The 20,338-nt window shown below is 73.2% G+C and carries 17 protein-coding genes; 13 read left to right on the top strand and 4 right to left on the bottom strand.

Going from position 1 to position 20,338, the window contains the following annotated elements; translation table 11 throughout:
* Nucleotides 1-106: 106 nt before the first annotated feature.
* Together ACWGKI_RS17635 and ACWGKI_RS17640 are read right to left on the bottom strand one after the other, a co-directional pair.
* Nucleotides 107-256 carry a hypothetical protein gene (locus ACWGKI_RS17635; protein ID WP_380245347.1) on the bottom strand — a complete coding sequence of 50 codons (150 nt, stop codon included), beginning with the start codon at nt 254-256 and terminating at the stop codon, nt 107-109.
* A gap of 104 nt (nt 257-360) precedes the next feature.
* The gene (locus ACWGKI_RS17640; RefSeq protein ID WP_452188713.1) at nt 361-1,296 is read right to left on the bottom strand and encodes a LysR family transcriptional regulator; all 936 of its coding nucleotides are present in this window, start codon (nt 1,294-1,296) and stop codon (nt 361-363) included.
* A gap of 161 nt (nt 1,297-1,457) precedes the next feature.
* Here ACWGKI_RS17640 and ACWGKI_RS17645 point away from each other — a divergent pair, with 161 nt between their 5' ends.
* The 9 genes from ACWGKI_RS17645 (at nt 1,458) to dusB (ending at nt 12,145) form a co-directional block, all read left to right on the top strand.
* A complete protein-coding gene (locus tag ACWGKI_RS17645; protein ID WP_452188715.1) occupies nt 1,458-2,648 on the top strand; it encodes an NAD(P)/FAD-dependent oxidoreductase in 1,191 nt (396 codons plus the stop codon).
* Nucleotides 2,649-2,665: 17 nt separating this feature from the next.
* Nucleotides 2,666-4,027: a 2-oxoadipate dioxygenase/decarboxylase gene (hglS, locus tag ACWGKI_RS17650; protein ID WP_452188717.1), complete on the top strand. Its 1,362-nt coding sequence runs from the start codon at nt 2,666-2,668 to the stop codon at nt 4,025-4,027.
* Nucleotides 4,024-5,580, top strand: coding sequence for an L-piperidine-6-carboxylate dehydrogenase (gene amaB / locus ACWGKI_RS17655; protein ID WP_452188719.1), 1,557 nt, complete (start codon nt 4,024-4,026; stop codon nt 5,578-5,580). Before hglS ends, amaB begins: the two co-directional genes overlap by 4 nt.
* A 161-nt stretch (nt 5,581-5,741) precedes the next feature.
* A complete protein-coding gene (locus ACWGKI_RS17660; protein WP_452188721.1) occupies nt 5,742-6,692 on the top strand; it encodes an ABC transporter ATP-binding protein in 951 nt (316 codons plus the stop codon).
* Nucleotides 6,689-7,507, top strand: coding sequence for an ABC transporter permease (locus ACWGKI_RS17665; RefSeq protein WP_452188723.1), 819 nt, complete (start codon nt 6,689-6,691; stop codon nt 7,505-7,507). Before ACWGKI_RS17660 ends, ACWGKI_RS17665 begins: the two co-directional genes overlap by 4 nt.
* A 47-nt stretch (nt 7,508-7,554) precedes the next feature.
* Nucleotides 7,555-8,799: a sensor histidine kinase gene (locus ACWGKI_RS17670; RefSeq protein WP_452188725.1), complete on the top strand. Its 1,245-nt coding sequence runs from the start codon at nt 7,555-7,557 to the stop codon at nt 8,797-8,799.
* The gene (locus tag ACWGKI_RS17675; RefSeq protein ID WP_380244215.1) at nt 8,796-9,401 is read left to right on the top strand and encodes a response regulator transcription factor; all 606 of its coding nucleotides are present in this window, start codon (nt 8,796-8,798) and stop codon (nt 9,399-9,401) included. Before ACWGKI_RS17670 ends, ACWGKI_RS17675 begins: the two co-directional genes overlap by 4 nt.
* A 46-nt stretch (nt 9,402-9,447) precedes the next feature.
* On the top strand, nt 9,448-10,905 hold the full coding sequence (locus ACWGKI_RS17680; protein WP_452188728.1) for an alanine/glycine:cation symporter family protein: 1,458 nt from the start codon (nt 9,448-9,450) through the stop codon (nt 10,903-10,905).
* A 25-nt stretch (nt 10,906-10,930) separates the two neighbouring features.
* On the top strand, nt 10,931-12,145 hold the full coding sequence (gene dusB, locus ACWGKI_RS17685) for a tRNA dihydrouridine synthase DusB (RefSeq protein WP_452188730.1): 1,215 nt from the start codon (nt 10,931-10,933) through the stop codon (nt 12,143-12,145).
* A gap of 337 nt (nt 12,146-12,482) precedes the next feature.
* On the opposite strand, the gene ACWGKI_RS17690 is transcribed toward dusB, so the two are convergent.
* Together ACWGKI_RS17690 and ACWGKI_RS17695 are read right to left on the bottom strand one after the other, a co-directional pair.
* On the bottom strand, nt 12,483-14,309 hold the full coding sequence (locus tag ACWGKI_RS17690) for a glycoside hydrolase family 13 protein (protein ID WP_452188732.1): 1,827 nt from the start codon (nt 14,307-14,309) through the stop codon (nt 12,483-12,485).
* A 195-nt stretch (nt 14,310-14,504) separates the two neighbouring features.
* Entirely contained in the window at nt 14,505-15,527 is a 1,023-nt protein-coding gene (locus ACWGKI_RS17695) for a LacI family DNA-binding transcriptional regulator (RefSeq protein WP_380244211.1), read from the bottom strand.
* 223 nt (nt 15,528-15,750) lie between these two features.
* On the opposite strand from ACWGKI_RS17695, the gene ACWGKI_RS17700 reads away from it, so the two are divergent.
* The 4 genes from ACWGKI_RS17700 to ACWGKI_RS17715 all read left to right on the top strand — a co-directional run bounded on the left by ACWGKI_RS17700 (nt 15,751) and on the right by ACWGKI_RS17715 (nt 20,275).
* Nucleotides 15,751-16,986 carry a sugar ABC transporter substrate-binding protein gene (locus ACWGKI_RS17700; protein ID WP_452188735.1) on the top strand — a complete coding sequence of 412 codons (1,236 nt, stop codon included), beginning with the start codon at nt 15,751-15,753 and terminating at the stop codon, nt 16,984-16,986.
* Nucleotides 16,986-18,566 (top strand): ABC transporter permease subunit, encoded by a 1,581-nt coding sequence (locus ACWGKI_RS17705; RefSeq protein WP_452188737.1) that lies wholly within the window; start codon nt 16,986-16,988, stop codon nt 18,564-18,566. Before ACWGKI_RS17700 ends, ACWGKI_RS17705 begins: the two co-directional genes overlap by 1 nt.
* 89 nt (nt 18,567-18,655) lie before the next feature.
* Nucleotides 18,656-19,504, top strand: coding sequence for a sugar ABC transporter permease (locus tag ACWGKI_RS17710; protein WP_452188739.1), 849 nt, complete (start codon nt 18,656-18,658; stop codon nt 19,502-19,504).
* Between the two features lie 81 nt (nt 19,505-19,585).
* Nucleotides 19,586-20,275 (top strand): hypothetical protein, encoded by a 690-nt coding sequence (locus tag ACWGKI_RS17715; RefSeq protein ID WP_380244208.1) that lies wholly within the window; start codon nt 19,586-19,588, stop codon nt 20,273-20,275.
* Nucleotides 20,276-20,338: the final 63 nt, after the last annotated feature.

Consider the following 20,338-nt stretch of genomic DNA (forward strand, 5'->3'; position numbering starts at 1 on the left):
GGCTTTCTCCCCCCGCGCCCACAACGAGGGGGCCGGGGTCCGCAGCTGCGGACCCGGGCCCCGTCGTTGTTGCTGTGCGGCGTCCCTGTGCCGCGCCTGCGCTCGATCAGGTGCGGTTTCGCCGGAGCAGGCCGAGCACCAGGCTCACGACCAGCACGATCACACCGATCCAGATGAGGAACTGGCCGATGTTGGTCGCGACACCGAGGATCACGAGGACGACCCCGATGATGATGAGGATGAGCCATGCGGGCATGGGAACCTCCAGTCTCTTCGCACCGCCCGTGCGGCGGCGTGATGAAAAGACGGTCCCACGTCGTCCCGATACACGCACGTTGTCGGCTACGTCCGTGTTGACCGTCACAAGCTGATCGAGAACGGCCGCCCCGTGCCGTGGACGACCGTCTCGATCGTGCGTGCCACGGCGTCCACGGCGGGACGGCGCGGCGCCGTCGTCGGTTCGAGCAGCACGATCTCCCGCTCCACCAGATCGTGGAGGGTCGTGGTGCGCACGTCGTGCGCGGGACGCAGGCTGAGCATGATCGGCGTCGCGAGCGTGACGCCGAGCTCCTGGGCGACGAGGGCCAGGGTCGTGGAGGTGTCGTTCACCTCGTGCGCGGCACGCGGTTCGAAGCCGGCCGCCCGGCACGCGCCGCGGACGGCGACGCCGAAGTGCGTGGGCAGCGGCGGCAGGATCCAGGGCAGGTCGGCGACGTCGGCGAGGTGCAGCCGGGCCGGCAGGTCCGTGGTGGCGGCGGAGACGAGCTCGAAACGTTCGGTGCGCAGAGGCCTGAGCACGGTGCCCGGCAGCCTCGGGATGGGCGCACCGGGGTAGTCCAGGCCGAGCCCGAGGTCCACGTCGCCGCGACGTACCGCGCCGGCGACGTCGTCGACGGTGAGCTCGATGCCCACGAGCGTGATCTTCGGGTGCGCGGCCGCGAGGCGGGCCACGAGCTGGGGCAGGAGGCTCGCCGCCACGGTCGCGAAGGCGCCGACGCGGACGGTGCCGGTCGCGCCGCCCCCGGCCGCCCGGGCGGCGTCGACGGCGTCGCGCTGGGCGGCCAGCAGCGGCTCGGTGCGCTCCGCGAGGGCGAGCCCCGCCTCGGTCAGCGAGACGCCACGGCCGTGGGGGCGCACGACCTCGGTCCCCAGGGCGCGGGAGAGCGCGGTGAGCTGGTGGGAGACCGCGCCCGTGGTGAAGCCGAGGGCGGCGGCAGCGGCCGTCATCGTGCGGTGCTCGGCGAGCGCCCGCAGAGCTCGGAGACCGGCCCACGGCAGGTCGCGCGACCCTTCCATGCCGCCAGCGTAACCGTTCAAGAACCTTGAAGGGAATACCGGACGAACCTTCGATGGTCCTGGACGCTCGACGTCCAGCACGATGGGTCCGGGGCGCCGACGAGGGCGTGCGCCGACGACGTCGCGCCCCGCGAGCAGGGACGCCGAGCGAGGAGGGTCGGGTGCAGGGTGGTGCGACGCCGTCGACGGCGGACGTGGTGGTGGTCGGAGGCGGCGTGATGGGGACGTCCGTCGCGTTCCACCTGGCCGAGGCGGGGGCCGACGTCGTCCTGCTCGAGGCCGGCGAGCTGGGCCGCGGCAGCTCCGGCAAGCCGATCGGCGGGGTGCGCGCCCAGTTCTCCGACCCCGCGAACGTCGACCTCGGCCGCCGCAGCCTCGAGCTCTTCGAACGGTTCCGGCAGCGTCCGGGGGCGGACGTCGGGCTGCGGCAGCACGGCTACCTGTTCGCGCTGCCCACCGACGACGACGTCGAGCTGTTCGCGCAGTCCGTGGCGATGCAGCGCGCCCGAGGCGTCGACAGCAGGCTGCTCACCGTCGCCGAGGCGCGCCGTCTCAACCCCTACCTGTCGGCGACCGCGTACGCCGGAGCCGCCTACTCGCCGCGGGACGGCTGGGCGCACCCCGGCGCCGTCGTGGCCGGCTACGCGGACGGCGCGCGCCGCCACGGAGCCACCGTCGTCACCGGCGCGCCCGTGACCGCCGTCGAGCCCGCGACCGGTGGCCGCCTGACCGTCGTCACGCCGTCCGGCCGCGTCACGGCGCCCGCCCTCGTGGTGTGCGCCGGCGCCTGGTCGCGCGCCGTCGGGGCGCTCGTCGACCTCGACCTGCCCGTGGAGCCGGTGCGCCGGCAGATCGCCCTCACCGCGCCCCTGGAGCCCGCACCCCCGACGGTGCCGTTCACCATCGACTTCGGCACCACCTACTACCTGCACAACGCCGACGCCCGCGGCACGCTGCTGCTGGGTGCCTCCGAGCCGGGGACGCCGGTCGGGTTCGACGTCGCCTACGACCCCGCGTGGGAGCCGTGGCTGCGCGAGCTCGCCGCCCGCGCGACCCCGGCCCTCGCCGACGTGCCGCTCGCCGGTGGCTGGGCCGGGCTCTACGAGCTGACTCCCGACCACGACGCGCTCATCGGCGAGGCCGCACCCCCCGGCGGCGCGGGAGCCCGTGTGCTGTACGCGTGCGGGTTCTCCGGGCACGGCTTCCTGCAGGCGCCCGCCGTGGGCGAGTCCGTGACCGACCTCTACCTCGGGCGGGTCGGCACGCCCGCGGCCCACGGGGTCGACGTCTCCGGGTTCGACGCCGGCCGCTTCGGCGCGCGACGGTCGCGCGCCGAGGCCAACATCATCTGAGAGAGGAAGCACGCACCGTGACGTCCCACGACACCTTCCACGAACCCTGGCAGCTGCGCGCGGCGTTCGCCCGCTCGCTGTCCGACATGTACGGCCGCGAGGTGCCCGCGTACACGACCCTGCTCGAGGTGTCCCACGACGTCAACGCCGACGTGGTGCGCGCCCAGGGGGCCGACGCCGAGCGGCTCGGGAGCATCGAGCGCGTCACCGCCGAACGGCACGGCGCCATCCGGGTGGGCACGCCCACCGAGCTCCAGCAGGTCGCGCGGGTCTTCGGCGCGATGGGCATGCGCCCCGTGGGCTTCTACGACCTGCGCGACGCCTCGTCGTCGTCCGTGCCGGTGATCTCCACGGCGTTCCGCCCCGTGGACCGCGCGGAGCTCGCGCGCAACCCGTTCCGGGTCTTCACCTCCATGCTGGTCCCCGGCGACCGCCGGTTCTTCGGCGCCGACCTGCAGCAGCGCCTCGAACGCTTCCTGGCCGCCAGGACGTTGTTCCGCCCCGAGCTGCTGGCGCTCGCCGACCGCGCCGAGGCCGAGGGCGGCCTGGCGGGCGACGACGCGGCGACCTTCCTGCGGCTGGCCACCGAGGCGTTCGAGCTGTCCCACGAGCCCGTCGACCAGGCGTGGTACCGCGAGCTGGAGGCCGTCTCCGCCGTCGCGGCCGACATCGGCGGCGTCGCGTCCACGCACATCAACCACCTCACGCCGCGCGTGCTCGACATCGACGACCTGTACGCCCGCATGGAAGCGCGCGGCATCACGATGATCGACGCGATCCAGGGTCCGCCGCTGTGGGAGGGACCGGACGTGCTGCTGCGGCAGACGTCGTTCCGGGCGCTCGCGGAGCCGCGCACGTTCCGCACGCCGGACGGCCAGGTCGTGCAGGACTCGCTGCGGGTGCGGTTCGGGGAGGTCGAGGCGCGCGGCATCGCGCTCACCCGCGAGGGCCGCGCCCGGTACGACGCCGCGATCGTGCAGGGCGCCACGCCCGACGTCTGGCGTCAGACGTTCCCGGACTCCGAGGCGGGCCTCGTCGCGCAGGGCCTCGGCTACTTCACGTACGAGGTCTCCGCCGACGGTGCGCTCACGCGCGAGCCGGTCGTCTACGAGGACTTCCTGCCCCGGTCGGCCGCCGGCATCTTCCAGTCGAACCTCACCGAGGAGGGGTCCAAGGACGCCAGCCAGGCCGGTGCGGAGCGCGACGCCGACTGGATGGCCGGCGCCGTCGGGCGCGAGCTGTACGACCCGTTCGACCTGTACGCGGCGCAGGTGGCGGGCTCGCTCACCGCCGCCGCGCACCACCTCGGCGTCGCGCCGGAGACCCTGGCCGCGACGCCCGCCAACGCCACCACCACGAGCACGGGAGCCGACGCATGACCACCACCGACACCACCACGACCGCTGCGGGCGCCCTCGGCGACGAGCTGCGCGACGCCGCGCTGGGCGCGCTGGCGCGCATCGGGGCCGAGGTCCCGGCCGCCCCGGCCCAGGGCGGGCTGCCCGTCGTCTCGCCGCTCACCGGCGAGGAGCTGCTGCGTCTCCCGGAGGCGGGCGCCGCGGAGGTCGACGCCGCGGTCGGCGCCGCCGCCGAGGCGTTCCGCACCTGGCGGTCCGTGCCCGGGCCGGTCCGCGGGAGCGTCGTGCGCCGCCTCGGCGAGCTGCTCACCGAGCACAAGGCCGACCTGGCCGAGCTGGTGACGATCGAGGCGGGCAAGATCACCTCCGAGGCCCTCGGCGAGGTGCAGGAGATGATCGACGTCTGCGACTACGCGGTCGGGCTCTCCCGTTCCCTCGGCGGGCGCACCATGCCGTCCGAGCGCCCCGGCCACCGGCTCATGGAGCAGTGGCACCCTCTCGGTGTCGTCGGCGTCGTCAGCGCGTTCAACTTCCCCGTCGCGGTGTGGTCGTGGAACACGGCCGTCGCGCTGGTCTGCGGCGACACCGTCGTGTGGAAGCCCAGCGAGAAGACGCCGCTGAGCGCGCTCGCGTCGAACGCGCTGCTGCGCCGCGCGCTGGCGGAGGCCGGGTTCCCGGAGGCGGTGAGCCAGGTCGTGCTCGGCGCCCGGGAGGCCGGGCAGGCGCTGGTCGAGGACCGGCGCGTGGCGCTGCTGTCGGCCACCGGGTCGGAGCGCATGGGGCAGCAGGTGGCGCCCGTCGTCGCCGGGCGCGGCGGCCGGTACCTGCTGGAGCTCGGCGGCAACAACGCGGCCGTCGTCGCGCCGTCCGCGGACCTCGACCTGGCCGTGCGCGGCATCGTGTTCGCCGCCGCCGGCACGGCAGGGCAGCGCTGCACCACGCTGCGCCGGCTCATCGTGCACTCGTCCGTCGTGGACGACCTCGTGGACCGCCTCGAGTCCGTCTACGCCGGGCTGCCCGTGGGCGACCCGCGCGCCGACGGCACGCTCGTCGGGCCGCTCACCGACACCGGGGCGCGCGAGCGGATGCTCGCCGCGCTCGAGGAGGCGCGGGCCGACGGCGGCACGGTGGTGGTCGGTGGCGACGCGGTGGAGGTCGACGGGGCGCCGGGCGCGGCGTACGTGTCGCCGGCGCTCGTGCGGATGCCGGCCCAGACGGACGTCGTGCGTCGCGAGACGTTCGCGCCTCTCCTGTACGTGCTCACGTACGACACGCTGGACGAGGCGATCGCCCTGCACAACGACGTCCCGCAGGGGCTGAGCAGCGCGATCTTCACCCTCGACGTGCGGGAGGCGGAGACGTTCCTGTCCGAGGTCGGCTCCGACTGCGGCATCGTCAACGTCAACATCGGCACGTCCGGGGCCGAGATCGGCGGCGCGTTCGGTGGGGAGAAGTCCACCGGCGGCGGCCGCGAGTCCGGTTCCGACTCGTGGAAGCAGTACATGCGGCGCGTCACCAACACGGTGAACTACTCCACCGAGCTGCCCCTGGCCCAGGGCGTCAACTTCGGCTGACCACGGCCCTGCTGTGGGTACGGAATCGGCGGGAATTCGGGCGCGAATTCTCGCCGATTCCGTACCCACAACGCTCTGGCGGGGGGTGCATGACAGATGTCATGGCCACGTCGTGACAGGCGGCCCTGCAGGTCAGGGCGCCGCGCGGCCAAGATCGAGGCATGACCTCGACGAACCGTCCCACCCCCGCGCTGCACCTGCGCGGGCTGCGCAAGGAGTTCCCGTCGTCCGCCGGCCCCGTCCGCGCCGTCGACGGCATCGACCTGGAGATCGCCCCCGGCGAGGTGGTGGCCTTCCTCGGCCCCAACGGCGCCGGCAAGACGAGCACCATCGACATGGTGCTGGGCCTGAGCGCCCCCACCGCCGGCACCGTGCAGGTGTTCGGCGCCGAGCCGGCGGACGCGATCGCCGCCGGCCGGGTGGCCGCCGTCATGCAGACCGGCGGCCTGCTGCGCGACATCACCGTGGGCGAGACCGTCGCCCTCACCGCCGCCCTGTTCGGCCGGACCGGCTCCCCGGTGCCGTACCTGGAGCGCGCCGGCATCGCCGACCTCGCCGACCGCATGGTGGGCAAGTGCTCGGGCGGCCAGCAGCAGCGCCTGCGGTTCGCGATGGCCCTGGTCAGCGAGCCCGACCTGCTCCTCCTGGACGAGCCCACCACCGGCATGGACGTGGAGGGCCGCCGCGAGTTCTGGGCCGCCATCCGCGCCGACGCCGCCGCCGGGCGCACCGTGGTGTTCGCCACGCACTACCTGGAGGAGGCCGACACGTACGCCGACCGCGTCGTGCTGGTCAGCCAGGGGCGGGTCGTCGCCGACGGCTCCACCGCCGAGGTGAAGAGCCTCGCGTCCGGTCGCACCGTGAGCGCGCGCATCGACGACGACGGCGACCGCGCCGCCGTCGCCGCTCGGTTGCGCGAGATGCCGGCCGTGGACGCCATCGACCACCGCGGCGCGCGGCTCGTCGTGCGCACCCCGGACTCCGACGTCGTCGCACGCTTCCTGCTCACGCAGACCGCCGCCTGCGACCTCGAGGTCGCCTCCGAGAATCTCGAGGACGCCTTCGTGGCCCTCACCACCGCCCCCACCAGCCCGGACGGAGCCCTCCGATGAGCACCACGACCACCACCCCCGGAACGACGCCGGCCGGCGCCACCCCCGGAACGACGACCGCGGCCCGGCCTCGCATCCGGACCTCGACCGCGGTCCGCACCTACCTCGTGGTCGAGCTGCGCCGCTCCCTGCGCAACCGGCGCACCCTCATCTTCTCGGTGGTGATGCCGCCGGTCTTCTTCCTCATCTTCGGGCTGCAGGGCGACTACACGAACCAGAGCGCGGGCAGCGGCAACGTCACCGCGTGGATCGCCGTGTCGATGGCCCTGTACGGGGCGATGGTCACCGCCACGGGCGGTGGGGCGAGCGTGTCGGTGGAGCGGGCCCAGGGCTGGACCCGCCAGCTGCGCCTCACCCCGCTGCGGCCGGCCGCCTACGTGGCGGTCAAGCTCGCCGGCGCCATGGTGCTGGGCGCGGCCTCCGTCGTCATCACCCTCGTGGTGGCCGGGGCGACCGGTGCGCAGATGCCGCTCGGGGCCTGGATCCTGTGCGCGCTGCTCGCCTGGGTCGGCTCCCTCGTCTTCGCGGCGTTCGGCCTGTTCATGGGCTACCTGCTGCCCGCGGAGAACGTCATGCAGATCCTCGGTCCGGTCCTCGCGCTCCTCTCGTTCGGCGGTGGCCTGTTCGTGCCCCTCGGGGACGGCTGGTGGGCCACCGTGGCGCAGTTCTTCCCGACCTACGGCCTGGCCGAGCTGGTGCACGCGCCCCTCGGCGGGGAGCTCGGCATCGCCGCCGTCGTGAACGTGGTCACCTGGGCGGCGATCTTCTTCGTCGGCGCCGCGTGGCGCTTCCGCAAGGACACGGCCCGGGTGTGAGCACCCGGTCCGTCGGCGGGACGCGCCGGCGTGGCACGGTGGGGGACGTGACCTCGACGTCCCCCACCGCGCCGTCCGCCGGGACCGCGGGCGACGACCCGTTCGACCCGGACGCCCGGCGGCCGCTCGGCGGCATCCCACGGTTCGGCCCGGTGCTCGCGATCATCTGGGTGGTCTTTCTCGTCGAGCCCTTCCAGGCGTCCCTCGACGCGCCCACGACGCTGCTGCGCGTCGTGGGCGCCGTCGGCGTGCTCGGGGTGGCCGGGATCTTCACGGCGACGTTCCTGCGGTTCCGCCGGGTGACGACCGTCGGCGACGGTGGTCGCACGACAGGGCGGCCGATGCTCTCGCCCCGCGCCGCCGCACTCCTGCTGACCCTCCAGCTGGCGTGCGTGGGGCTCTCCTGCCTGGCTGCACAGCAGCACGGGCTCGTCGGGCTGATCTTCGTGTGCGTCACCGCCATCTACGTCGTCGACGGGCGCACGGCGCTCTGGGTCGTGGGCCTCAGCATCGTCGTCATGGTGGTGCTGCCGCGCCTGCTGCCCGGGTGGGAGCCCGAGGACGGGAACGTCGTGGGCGCGGTGCTCGCCAGCGCCGCCGTCTTCGGTTTCACCCAGGTCATCGACCGCAACCGGCGCCTGCGCGAGGCGCAGCAGCAGGTGGCGGACCTCGCCGTGGCCCGCGAGCGCGAACGCATCGCCCGCGACATGCACGACGTCCTCGGTCACTCCCTCACCGTCATCTCCGTGAAGGCCGAGCTGGCCGCGAAGCTCCTCGCCGCGGCCCGCGACGGCGACGGCCCCACCGCGCGGGCCGCCGCCGAGGTCGCCGACATCCAGGGCCTCGCCCGGGGCGCGCTCGCCGACGTGCGCGGCACCGTCGCCGGCGCGTGGCAGGTCACCCTCGCCGGCGAGCTCGCCGCCGCCCGCTCCGCCCTCGACGCCGCCGGGGTGGAGGCCGAGCTGCCCGGCGCGGTGGACGCCGTGCCGGCCGAGCGGCGGGAGCTGTTCGCGTGGGTGTTGCGCGAGGGCACCACCAACGTGCTGCGGCACTCGGGCGCGTCGCGGGTCGTGGTGACCGTCGCGGCGGACCGGCTCGTCGTCGACGACGACGGCGCGGGCGTGCCGTCGTCGGCCCGCGACGGGGGTGGTCACGGCCTGACCGGGCTCACGGCACGGGCCCGCGCCGCCGGGGCGGTGCTGGAGACGGGCCCCAGCCCGCTCGGCGGCTTCCGGCTCGCGGTGACCGTGCGTGCGGACACGTCCGCCGCGGGTGCCAGGATCGACCCGTGATCCGACTGCTCCTCGCTGACGACCAGGCGCTCGTGCGCGGCGCGCTCGCCGCCCTCCTCGACCTCGAGCCCGACCTCGAGGTCGTCGCGCAGGTCGGCCGCGGGGACGAGGTGCTGGCCGCCGCCCGCGACCACGCCGCGGACGTGGCGCTGCTCGACGTGGAGATGCCCGGCCTCGACGGCATCGCTGCAGCCGCCGCGCTGCACCGCGAGCTGCCGTCGTGCCGCGCGCTGGTCGTGACGACGTTCGGGCGGCCCGGGTACCTGCGCCGCGCCCTGGACGCCGGCGCGAGCGGGTTCGTCGTCAAGGACACCCCCGCCGAGCAGCTCGCCGACGCCGTGCGGCGCGTCCACGCCGGGCTGCGCGCCGTCGACCCCGACCTCGCCGTCGCCTCGCTCGCCGTCGGCGCCAGCCCGCTCACGGAGCGGGAGCGGCACGTGCTGGCGCTCGCGGCCGACGGCGGCACCGTCGCCCAGGTGGCGGCGGAGGCGTTCCTGTCGGAGGGCACGGTGCGCAACTACCTGTCGGCGGCGATGGGCAAGACCGGGGCCCGCACGCGCGCCGAGGCGGTGCGGATCGCGCAGGACAACGGCTGGCTCTGACGGGTCCCCGTTCGCTGCCCGGGGCGCGGGCCTGCACACTGTCCGGATGTCTTCGCTCAACGACTGGGTCCTGTCCTTCGGCGACACGCTGTGGACGTGGATCGTGCTGCCCGTGGTGGTGGTGCTCGGCCTGTACTTCACGCTGCGCAGCGGCGTGGTGCAGGCGCGCATGCTGCCGGAGATGCTCCGCACCCTCACCGACGCCGCCCCGAAGGACGCCGACGGGAGACCGCAGTCGGTCTCGGCCTTCGGTGCCTTCACGATCTCGGCCGCGTCGCGCGTCGGGGTCGGGAACATCGCCGGGGTGGGCACGGCGATCGCCGTGGGCGGGCCCGGGGCGGTCTTCTGGATGTGGCTCATGGCGTTCGTGGGCGGGGCGTCGTCGTTCGTCGAGTCCACGCTGGGCCAGCTCTACAAGACCCGAGACTCCGACGGCTTCCGCGGTGGCCCGGCGTACTACATGCAACGCGGCCTGCGGGCCCGCTGGATGGGCGTGCTGTTCGCCGTCATCCTCATCTGCTGCTTCCCGTTCGCGTTCTCGTCGCTGCAGGCCAACACCATCACCGCGACCGTCGCGACGACCGCCGGCGTCGAGGCGGGTGGCGCGCTCGCGTGGGGCGTCGGCATCGTCCTGGCCGTGCTCGCGGGCCTGGTGATCTTCGGCGGCCTGCGTCGGATCGCGCACGTCACCCAGGCCGTGGTCCCGGCGATGGCCGTGCTGTACCTGCTCACCGGTCTGGCGGTCGTGGCGGTGAACGCCGACCGGGTGCCGGACGTGTTCGCGGCCATCTTCGGCGACGCGTTCGGCGTGAACGAGGTGGTGGGCGCCACGCTGGGCACGGTGATCATGCAGGGCGTGAAGCGCGGCATGTTCTCCAACGAGGCGGGCCTCGGCTCCGCGCCGAACGCGGGCGCGACGGCGGCCGTCACCCACCCGGTGAAGCAGGGCCTGGTGCAGACGCTGGGGGTGTACTTCGACACGTTCGTGGTGTGCTCGGTGACGGCGTTCATCATCCTCGTCGCCGACCCCGACCTCGCGGGCGCAGAGCCCGGCATCGGCCTCACGCAGCAGGGCCTGGTCTCCAGCCTCGGCACCTGGTCGAACGGGCTGCTGACGCTGATCATCTTCCTGCTCGCCTTCAGCACCATCCTGGGGAACTACTACTACGGCGAGTCCAACGTGGAGTTCATCACCCGCTCCCGCGGCGTGCTGGCCGGGTACCGCACGCTCGCCGTGCTCGCGGTGCTCGGCGGGTCGGTCGTGTCGTCGGACGTCGTGTGGAACACCGCCGACGGCGTGATGGGCCTGATGGCGCTGGTCAACCTGGTCGCCATCGCGCTGCTGTCGGGGATCGTGTGGAAGCTGCTCGCCGACTACCGCGCCCAGCGGCGCTCGGGCAGCGACCCCGTCTTCACCCGCGACCGGCTCCCCGACATCCGCGGGGTGGAGTGCTGGGAGGACGTGCAGAGCGTCACCGGGATCGCACCGTCGGTCCGCAGCTGACCGACCACCCCGCGCGTTTGCGAGAATGGGGGACGTGACCTCCACCCTCGATCCCGTCAGCACCCACGCCTCGCGCGTCCTGCCGCCGCTGCAGATCGGGCCGATCACCGTGGACACCCCGGTGGTGCTGGCGCCGATGGCCGGCGTCACCAACCGCGCCTTCCGCACGCTGTGCCGGGAGGCAGGGGCGTCGCAGGGCTTCGACCCCGGCCTGTACGTGGCGGAGATGGTGACCAGCCGCGCCCTCGTGGAGCGCAACGTCGAGTCGCTGCGCATCGTCACCTTCGGCGCGGACGAGACACCGCGCTCGGCGCAGGTGTACGGCGTCGACCCGGCGACCGTCGGCGCAGCGGTGAAGATCATCGGGGGGGAGGACCGCGCGGACCACGTCGACCTCAACTTCGGCTGCCCCGTGCCCAAGGTGACCCGCAAGGGCGGTGGGTCCGCCCTGCCGTGGAAGCGTCAGCTGTTCACCGACATCGTGCGCGCCGCGGTCCAGGCCGCCGAGCCGTACGGCGTGCCGGTCACCGTGAAGATGCGCAAGGGCATCGACGACGACCACCTGACCTACCTCGAGGCCGGCCGGATCGCGGAGTCGCTGGGCGTCGCGGCCGTGGCGCTGCACGCCCGCACCGCCGCGGACTACTACTCGGGCACCGCCGACTGGACCGCCGTCGCGCGGCTCAAGGAGGCGGTCCGCACCGTCCCGGTGCTGGGCAACGGCGACATCTGGTCCGCCGAGGACGCGCTCCGCATGGTGCGCGAGACCGGCGCCGACGGCGTCGTCGTCGGGCGTGGCTGCCAGGGTCGGCCGTGGCTCTTCGCGGACCTCGCGGCGGCGTTCCACGGCGTGACCACGCGCGTGCGGCCCGGTCTGCGCGAGGTCGCGGACACGATCTACCGCCACGGGCAGCTCATGATCGACTACTTCGACGGCGACGAGGGCAAGGGCATGCGCGACCTGCGCAAGCACATGGCCTGGTACCTCAAGGGTTACGCCGTCGGTGGCGACGCGCGGCGGGCGCTCGCGATGGTCTCGACCACGGCCGAGCTGCGCGAGCGCCTCGACGCGCTCGACCTTGACCTGCCCTACCCGGGCGAGGACGCCGAAGGCCCGCGCGGGCGCGCCGGGTCCCCGAAGCAGCCGCACCTGCCGTACGGGTGGCTCGACTCCCGCGACCTGGACGAGGAGTTCGAGGCGCGGCTGCGCGAGGCCGAGCTCAGCGTCAGCGGCGGCTGACCCTGCAAGCCGGGGGAGCGCAAGCTGCCGAGGTAGCACCAGAACTGCCGAGGTAGTTCGCAGCCTGGCGAGGTAGCACCAGAACCGCTGAGGTAGTTCGCAGCTTGCCGAGGTAGTTCGCAGCTTGCCGAGGTAGTTCGCAGCTTGCCGAGGTAGTTCGAGGCACGGCGAAGTAGTGAACTACCTCGGCGCACCCGGAACTACCTCGGCGCTCCTGGAACTACCTCGGCGCACTCGGGACTACCTCGGCGATCCTGGGACTACCTCGGCGGACTTCGAACTACCTCGGCGCACCCGGGACTACCTCGGCGTACCCCGAACTACCTCGGCGGGACGGTCAGCCGCGCAGCCAGACCGTCGTGTCGGCGGGGACGCGGACCTGCGGGTCGGCGGACCGGTCGGTGACGACGGGGCCGGAGGCGAGCAGCACCTCGGCGCCTCGCGGCAGCAGCACGGGCTCGGAGCCGAGGTTCGCCAGCACGACGACGTCCTGGTTGCGCAGGGCGATCACGTCCGGCGACGTCGCCCAGGCCTCCAGCCAGGCAGCCCCGCCGTGGCCCAGGCCCTCGGCCTTGCGCAGCGCGAGGGCGGCCCGGTAGGTCTCGAACGTCGAGCCTTCCACGCCGTACTGCACGTCCGCGGCGTAGCGCGCGAACGACGCCGGCTGCGGCAGCCACGGCTCGCCGGCGGGCCCGAAGCCGAAGCCGGGCGCGTCGGCCTGCCAGGGCAGGGGGACGCGGCAGCCGTCACGACCGGCCTCGGCGCCGCCCGTCCGGAAGAACGCCGGGTCCTGACGCACGTCGGCGGGCAGGGTGGTGTGCTCCGGCAGGCCCAGCTCCTCGCCCTGGTACAGGTACGCCGAGCCCGGCAGCCCCAGCATCAGCAGGCTCGCCGCGCGGGCGCGCCGCAGGCCGAGCTCCTCGTCGGGCTGCGGGTCGGTGGCGAAGACGCCGTTGACCTTGACGGACGGGTCGGCCGAGCCGAGCCGGGACGGGTGGCGGACCACGTCGTGGTTCGACAGGACCCAGGTGGTCGGCGCACCGACCTCGTCGTTCGCCTGGTACGACGCCGCGATCACGGTGCGCAGGGCGGCAGCGTCCCAGCCGGTGGTGAGGAAGGAGAAGTTGAACGCCTGGTGCATCTCGTCGGGGCGCACGTACCGGGCCAGCCGGCTCAGCGGCTCCACCCAGGCCTCGGCGACGAGGCAGCGGTCGCCGTCGTACTCGGCGAGCACGCGGTGCCACGCGCGGTAGACCTCGTGGACGCCCTCCTGGTCGAACATGGGGCCGTGGTTGCCGGCGCCGGTCGAGCCGTCCTCGGGCGCGCCGGGCTCGACGTCGTCGGTGGACTCGTCGGCCACGTCGTCGGCAGACCCGGCCACCATCTCGACGTGCCCGTCCCAGTCCGGCAGGCCGTCGGCCTTGACGAGACCGTGCGCGACGTCCACGCGGAAGCCGTCCACGCCCCGGTCGAGCCAGAAGCGCAGCACGTCCTCGAACTCGGCGCGGACCTCGGGCTGCTGCCAGTCCAGGTCGGGCTGCGTGGAGTCGAACAGGTGCAGGTACCACTGCGGTCCGAGGGGGCCGTCGTCCTCGCGCGGGGCGAGGCGGGTCCAGGCCGGGCCGCCGAAGATCGACTGCCAGTTGTTGGGCGCCTCGGCGCCGTCCGGGCCGCGGCCGTCGCGGAAGACGTACCGGGCACGCTCGGGGGAGCCGGGGGCGGCGGCGAGCGCGGCCTGGAACCAGGCGTGCTGGTCGGACGTGTGGTTGGGCACGAGGTCCACGATCACGCGGATGCCGCGCGCGTGGGCGCCGGCGAGCAGGTCGTCGAAGTCGGCGAGCGTGCCGAACAGGGGGTCGACGTCGCGGTAGTCGGCCACGTCGTAGCCGGCGTCGTTCTGCGGCGAGCGGTAGAAGGGCGACAGCCAGACGGCGTCGACGCCGAGCGACCCGAGGTGGTCGAGGCGGGCCGTGACGCCCGGGATGTCGCCGATGCCGTCGCCGTCGCCGTCGGCGAACGAACGCGGGTAGACCTGGTAGATCACGGCGTCGCGCCACCACTGCCGCGCAGCGCCGCTGCCGGCGTGCACGACGGCGTCGGTGCGCAGCAGGTCGTCGGCGGTGTCCGTCGCGGTCGCGGCGACGATGGGCTGGGTGGAGGTCATCGCTGGCTTCCTCACCTGGTCGGGGGGCCGTGCGCAGCGGGCGGGGCACGGTGGGGGCACGGTCGGGCACAGTTGGGCACGGTCGCGCGTTCTCGGGCACGGTCGAGCCCGTCGACGCACGGAGCAGCCGTGCACGATCCGACGAGTGTAAGCGTTGCTGCAAAGGTTGCAGCAAATCCGGCCCGCGGGAGCGGCTCAGCCGCGCGGAGCCGCTCCCGTGGACCCTCGCACGACCAGCTCGGGTGCGAAGAGGAGCTCGGTGCGGGGGGCGCGCTCGCCCTGGATCTCGGTCAGCAGGGCGCTCACGGTGGCGCGCGCCATCGCCTCGACGGGCTGGCGCACGGTAGTCAGGGGCGGCTCGGTGAACGCGATGAGCGGGGCGTCGTCGTACCCGACGACGGAGACGTCGTCGGGCACCGACAGTCCCCGCGACCGAGCGCCGCGGACGGCGCCGAGCGCCATGAGGTCGGACGCGCAGACGATCGCGGTGTGGCCGGCGTCGAGCAGCTCGGCCGCTGCGGCCTGCCCGCCCTCGAGCGTGTAGAGGCTGGACCGCACGTGCTCCCGGGCCGCCGCCTCGTCGTCCGCCAGGCCGTGCCGCACGAGCGCGGCGACGAACGCGGCGAGCTTGCGCCGGGACGGCACGTAGCGCTCGGGGCCGATCGCGAGACCCACCCGGCGGTGCCCGAGGGTGAGCAGGTGCTGCACCGCGACGTCCACGCTGGCCGCGTCGTCGGGGGAGACGAAGGGGGCGTCGATCCCCGGCGCATAGCCGTTGACCAGCACGATCGGCACGCCCTGGCTGCGCAGCATCGAGTACCGCGTGTGGTCGGCGCGGGTGTCGGCGTGCAGGCCCGAGACGAACACGATCCCGTCGACCGAGTGGTCGACCAGCGTGCTGACGTACTCGTCCTCGGTGGTGCCGCCGGGGGCCTGGGTGCACAGCAGCGGCGTGTAACCGCGCTGCGCCAGGATCGACTCGATGGCCTGCGCGAAGGCGGGGAACACCGGGTTGGTCAGCTCCGGGACGATGAGGCCCACCAGGCCGGCGGAGCGACCGCGCAGCGCCGACGGACGCTCGTAGCCGAGGACGTCGAGCGCCGCGAGCACGGCCTGACGGGTGGAGCTCGCCACACCGGGCTTGCCGTTCAGCACGCGCGACACGGTCGCCGTCGACACGCCTGCCTGCTCCGCCAGGTCGCTCAATCGGGTGCGCACCCGAGGAATCGTAGGGGACACGGGACCTCCTCGTCCTGGGGTGGGATACCGGCGGGTCGGTCGCCGGCCGGCGGGACGCGGCGACCCCGTTGCCACGCGTTGCTGAAAAGTTATCGCAAGATCTTGCATCGCGCTGCAACGATCCGTACGTTGTGGGCATTCAGGGTCCGCCGGCGGTGACGCCGGGCGGGCCGTCCACCGAAGACAGCTGGGAGTAACCACGATGCGAAGGAGCATCCTTCTCGCCTCGGCCCTGGCCACCACGCTGGCCCTGACGGCGTGCGGCAGCGGAGAGCCGGGCGGCGAGTCGTCCGCCGACACCGACGCCAGCGCCACGCCGTCCGCCTCCGGCACGCTCACGGTGTGGGTCGACGAGACCCGCGAGGCCGCCGTGCAGGCCGCCGCCGACGCGTACGAAAAGGAGTCCGGCGTCGACGTCGAGATCGTCCAGAAGAACTTCGAGGACATCCGCGCGGACTTCCTCGCGCAGGTCCCGACGGGCGAGGGCCCCGACATCACGGTCGGTGCGCACGACTGGCTCGGCGAGTTCACCGCCAACGGCGTCGTCGCGCCGATCGAGCTGGGCGACAAGGCCGACGACTTCCTCCCGGTGTCGGTGCAGGCGTTCACGCAGGACGGCCAGGTCTACGGCCTCCCGTACGCCATCGAGAACATCGCGCTCATCCGCAACACCGAGCTCGCCCCCGAGGCGCCGAAGACCTACGACGACATGGTCGCAGCAGGGAAGAATGCCGGCACCAAGTTCCCGTTCCTCATCCAGTCGGACGGCGACAAGGGCGACCCGTACACGTACTACCCCTTCCAGACGTCGTTCGGCGCCCCCGTCTTCGAGCAGAACGACGACGGCTCGTACCGTCCCGAGCTCGCGCTCGGCGGCGACGGCGGCCACGCGTTCGCGAACTGGCTCTCCGAGGAGGGCAAGGCGGGCAACCTCAGCACGGACATCTCGTACGACATCGCCGTCGAGGCCTTCGCCAAGGGGAAGTCGCCGTTCATCATCGGCGGCCCGTGGATGCTCGACCAGTTCAAGGACCTGAAGCTGTCCGTGGACCCGATCCCGGCGCCGGGCGACCAGCCCGCGCAGCCGTTCGTGGGCGTGCAGGGCTTCTACGTGAGCGCGCAGAGCAAGAACGCGCTCGTGGCGAACGACTTCCTCGTCAACTACATGTCGACGCCTGAGGCGCAGACGGCGCTGTTCAAGGCCGGCGGCCGCCCGCCGGCGCTCACCGAGGCCGCGGACGCCGCCTCCTCCGACCCGCTGGTCGCGGGCTTCCGTGAGGTCGGCGCGTCGGCCGTGCCGATGCCGTCCATCCCCGAGATGGGTTCGGTGTGGTCCTTCTGGGGCGTCACCGAGGCGAGCATCATCTCCGGCAAGGCCTCCGACCCGGTCAAGGCCTGGGACAAGATGGTCTCCGACATCGAGGGTGCGATCGGCTGATGTCGCGTGCCCGCTACCAGGGCGCCGAGGCCGGCTCCGGAACTTTCTCCGGGGCCGGCTTCGCCGTCAAGATCGTGCTCGTCGCCCTCGTCGACGCCCTCGGCGTCTTCGCGGTGCTGGCCGCCTGGCGCGCCGGGTCGTGGGGGATCCTCGCGGCGATGCTGGCGCTCCTCGTCGCGGCCAACTGGGTGTACTTCACCAAGCGTGCCCTGCCGCTGAAGTACATCCTGCCGGGGCTCGCGTTCCTGCTCGTGTACCAGGTCTACGTCGTGGGGTACACGGGGTACGTCGCGTTCACCAACTACGGCGACGGCCACAACTCCACCAAGGAGCAGGCGGTCGACGCCCTCCTGGTGCAGAACGAGCGTCGCGTCGAGGGGTCGCCCGCCCTGCCTCTGACGGTCGTGGAGTCGGACGACGGCGACCTCGGGTTCGCCGTCCTCGACGACGGCGCGGTGGAGGTCGGCACGGCCGAGGAGCCGCTGTCCGACGCCCCCGACGCGACCGTCGACGGCACCACCGTGACCGCGGTGCCCGGCTGGACGGTGCTCGACCGTGCGACGGTCCTGCAGCGCCAGCAGGAGGTCACGACGCTGCGGGTGCCGGTGTCGGACGACCCGGCCGACGGCTCGATGCGTACCCAGGACGCCCGCACGGGCTACGTGTTCCAGTCGGTGCTGGAGTACGACGAGGCCGCGGACACGATGACGGACACCTCGTCCGGGGTGGTGTACACCCCCAACGACGAGGGCCAGTTCGAGGCGGCGGACGGCACCACGCTGCCCGTCGGCTGGCGTGTGACGGTGGGCTTCGAGAACTTCGCGACGGCATTCGGCGACTCCCGGTACGCGGGCCCGTTCGTCAAGATCCTCGCGTGGACGTTCGCGTTCGCGCTGCTGTCGGTCGTGACGACCTTCGCGCTGGGCATGTTCCTCGCGATGGTGTTCAACGACCCGCGGCTGCGGGGCCGCAAGGTCTACCGCACCCTGATGATCCTCCCGTACGCGATGCCCGGGTTCCTCGCCGCCCTGCTCTGGTCCGGGATGCTCAACAAGAGCTTCGGCGTGATCAACCAGGTGCTGCTCGGGGGTGCCTCGATCCCGTGGCTCACCGACCCGTGGCTGGCCAAGCTCTCCGTGCTGGGCGTCAACCTGTGGCTCGGGTTCCCGTACATGTTCCTCATCTGCACGGGTGCGTTGCAGTCGTTGCCGGGCGACGTGTACGAGGCGGCCCGCATCGACGGGGCGGGCCGATGGCGCACGTGGCGTTCCATCACCATGCCGCTGCTGCTGGTCGCCACGGCACCGCTGCTCATCTCGAGCTTCGCGTTCAACTTCAACAACTTCACACTGATCAAGATGCTGACGGGCGGCGGGCCACGGTTCGACGACGCGTCGGTGCCGCTGGGGCACACCGACATCCTCATCTCGATGGTCTACAACGTGTCGGGCCTGGACGGCTCGGCCCCGCGCGACTACGGCCTCGCCAGCGCGCTGTCCATCGTGATCTTCGTCGTGGTGGGCGTGATCTCCGCGATCGCCTTCCGGCAGACCCGCAAGCTCGAGGAGCTGAGCTCATGACGGAGCACACGGAGCACACGGCGCAGACGGCGCAGACGGCGCAGACCCCGCGGACCGAGGGCCGGGCGTCGCAGGAGCTGCGGCACCGGATGTCGGCCGGGCGGTGGGCGCGCGAGCTGGGCTGGCGGCACGTCGTGGGCGTGGTGGCGGTGCTGTACGCCGTCTTCCCGATCGTCTACGTGGTGTCGGCCTCGCTGTCGCCGAACGGCACGCTGACCGGGTCGAACGAGCTGTTCGCCCAGGTGAGCACCGTGAACTACGCGGCGCTGGGCGCCACGAAGTTCTGGACGTGGATGGGCAACACGCTCGTGATCGGCGTCGCGACGGCGGTGGGCACGGTGCTCATGGGTGCCGCGGCGGCGTACGCGTTCTCGCGCTTCCGGTTCGCCGGGCGCCGCGTCGGCCTCACGTCGCTGCTGATCATCCAGATGTTCCCGCAGATGCTGGCGTTCGTCGCGATCTTCCTGCTGCTCATCTCGCTGGGGCAGGTCGTGCCGGTGCTGGGGCTCAACTCCAAGCTCGCGCTGATCTGCGTGTACCTGGGCGGGGCGCTCGGCGTGAACACGTTCCTCATGTACGGGTTCTTCAACACCGTGCCGCGGGAGCTCGACGAGGCGGCGAAGATCGACGGCGCCACGCACGCGCAGGTCTACTGGACCATCATCCTGCGGCTGGTGACGCCGATCCTCGCCGTCGTGGCGCTGCTGAGCTTCATCAGCACGTTCGGCGAGTTCATCATCGCCCGCGTGGTGCTCCAGTCCGAGTCGAACTGGACCCTGGCCGTGGGTCTGTACGGGTGGGTCTCGTCGCTGCTCGAGGCCAACTGGGGGCTGTTCGCGGCGGGCGCCGTCCTGTCGGCGGTGCCGGTCCTGGCGCTGTTCCTCTTCCTGCAGAAGTACATCGTGGGGGGTCTCACGGCAGGGTCGGTCAAGGGCTGACCGGCGGCCGCCACGAGCGTCGAGGGGAATCTGCCCGCGATCCTTGTGGCGGCCGTCACATCACAGCCCTAGCCTGGCGTCATGACCGACGACTCGCGCTCCTTCGCCCCGGACCTCGCGCGCCTGACCGACGCTGCCGACGACTCGTTCTCCGTGCGCCGTGCGTACGGCGAGGCGTACGAGCACCAGGGCCAGCTGATCATCCCCGTCGCCAAGGTGTGGGGCGGGATCGGGACCGGCTCGGGGGGCGGCACCGGCACGGGGTCCGCCAACGGGACGGGCACCGGCTCCGGCAACGGGACCGGCAGCGGCTCGGGCCGGGGGACCGGCAAGAGCTCCGGCGAGGGCAGCGCCCCCGGGTGGCGCCGGTCGTTCCGCTTCGGCTCGGGCAGCACGGACGCCGCTGCCGAGCCCTCCGCCGAGCCCGCCGAGTCGTCCGCCGAGCCGGCGACGACGGACGCCGCAGCGGGAGGCCCCGGGCACGGACCAGGCGCCCACGGCGACGCGTCCGGCGAGGCGCAGGGCGACGCCCAGGGAGAGCTGAAGGGCGAGCTGTCCGGCGAGGCCCGGGGCGAGGGGCACGGCGAGGGCGGCGGCGGAGGCGGCGGCTACGGGCTGCGGGTCAAGCCGCTGGGTGTCGTCGTGGTCTCCGCCGAGGGCACGCGCTACCAGCCGGTGCTGGACCTCAACAGGGTGATCCTCGGAGGGCAGGCCGTCGGGATCGCCGTCGCGCTCGCCGCCGGGTGGGCGATCGGCCGCCGCCGCCGCTGACCCGCCCCACCGCCCGCCGACCAGGTGGTGACGCACGCTCTGAGCGCTCAGAGCGTGCGTCAC

This window comes from Isoptericola sp. NPDC055881 (assembly GCF_053615895.1).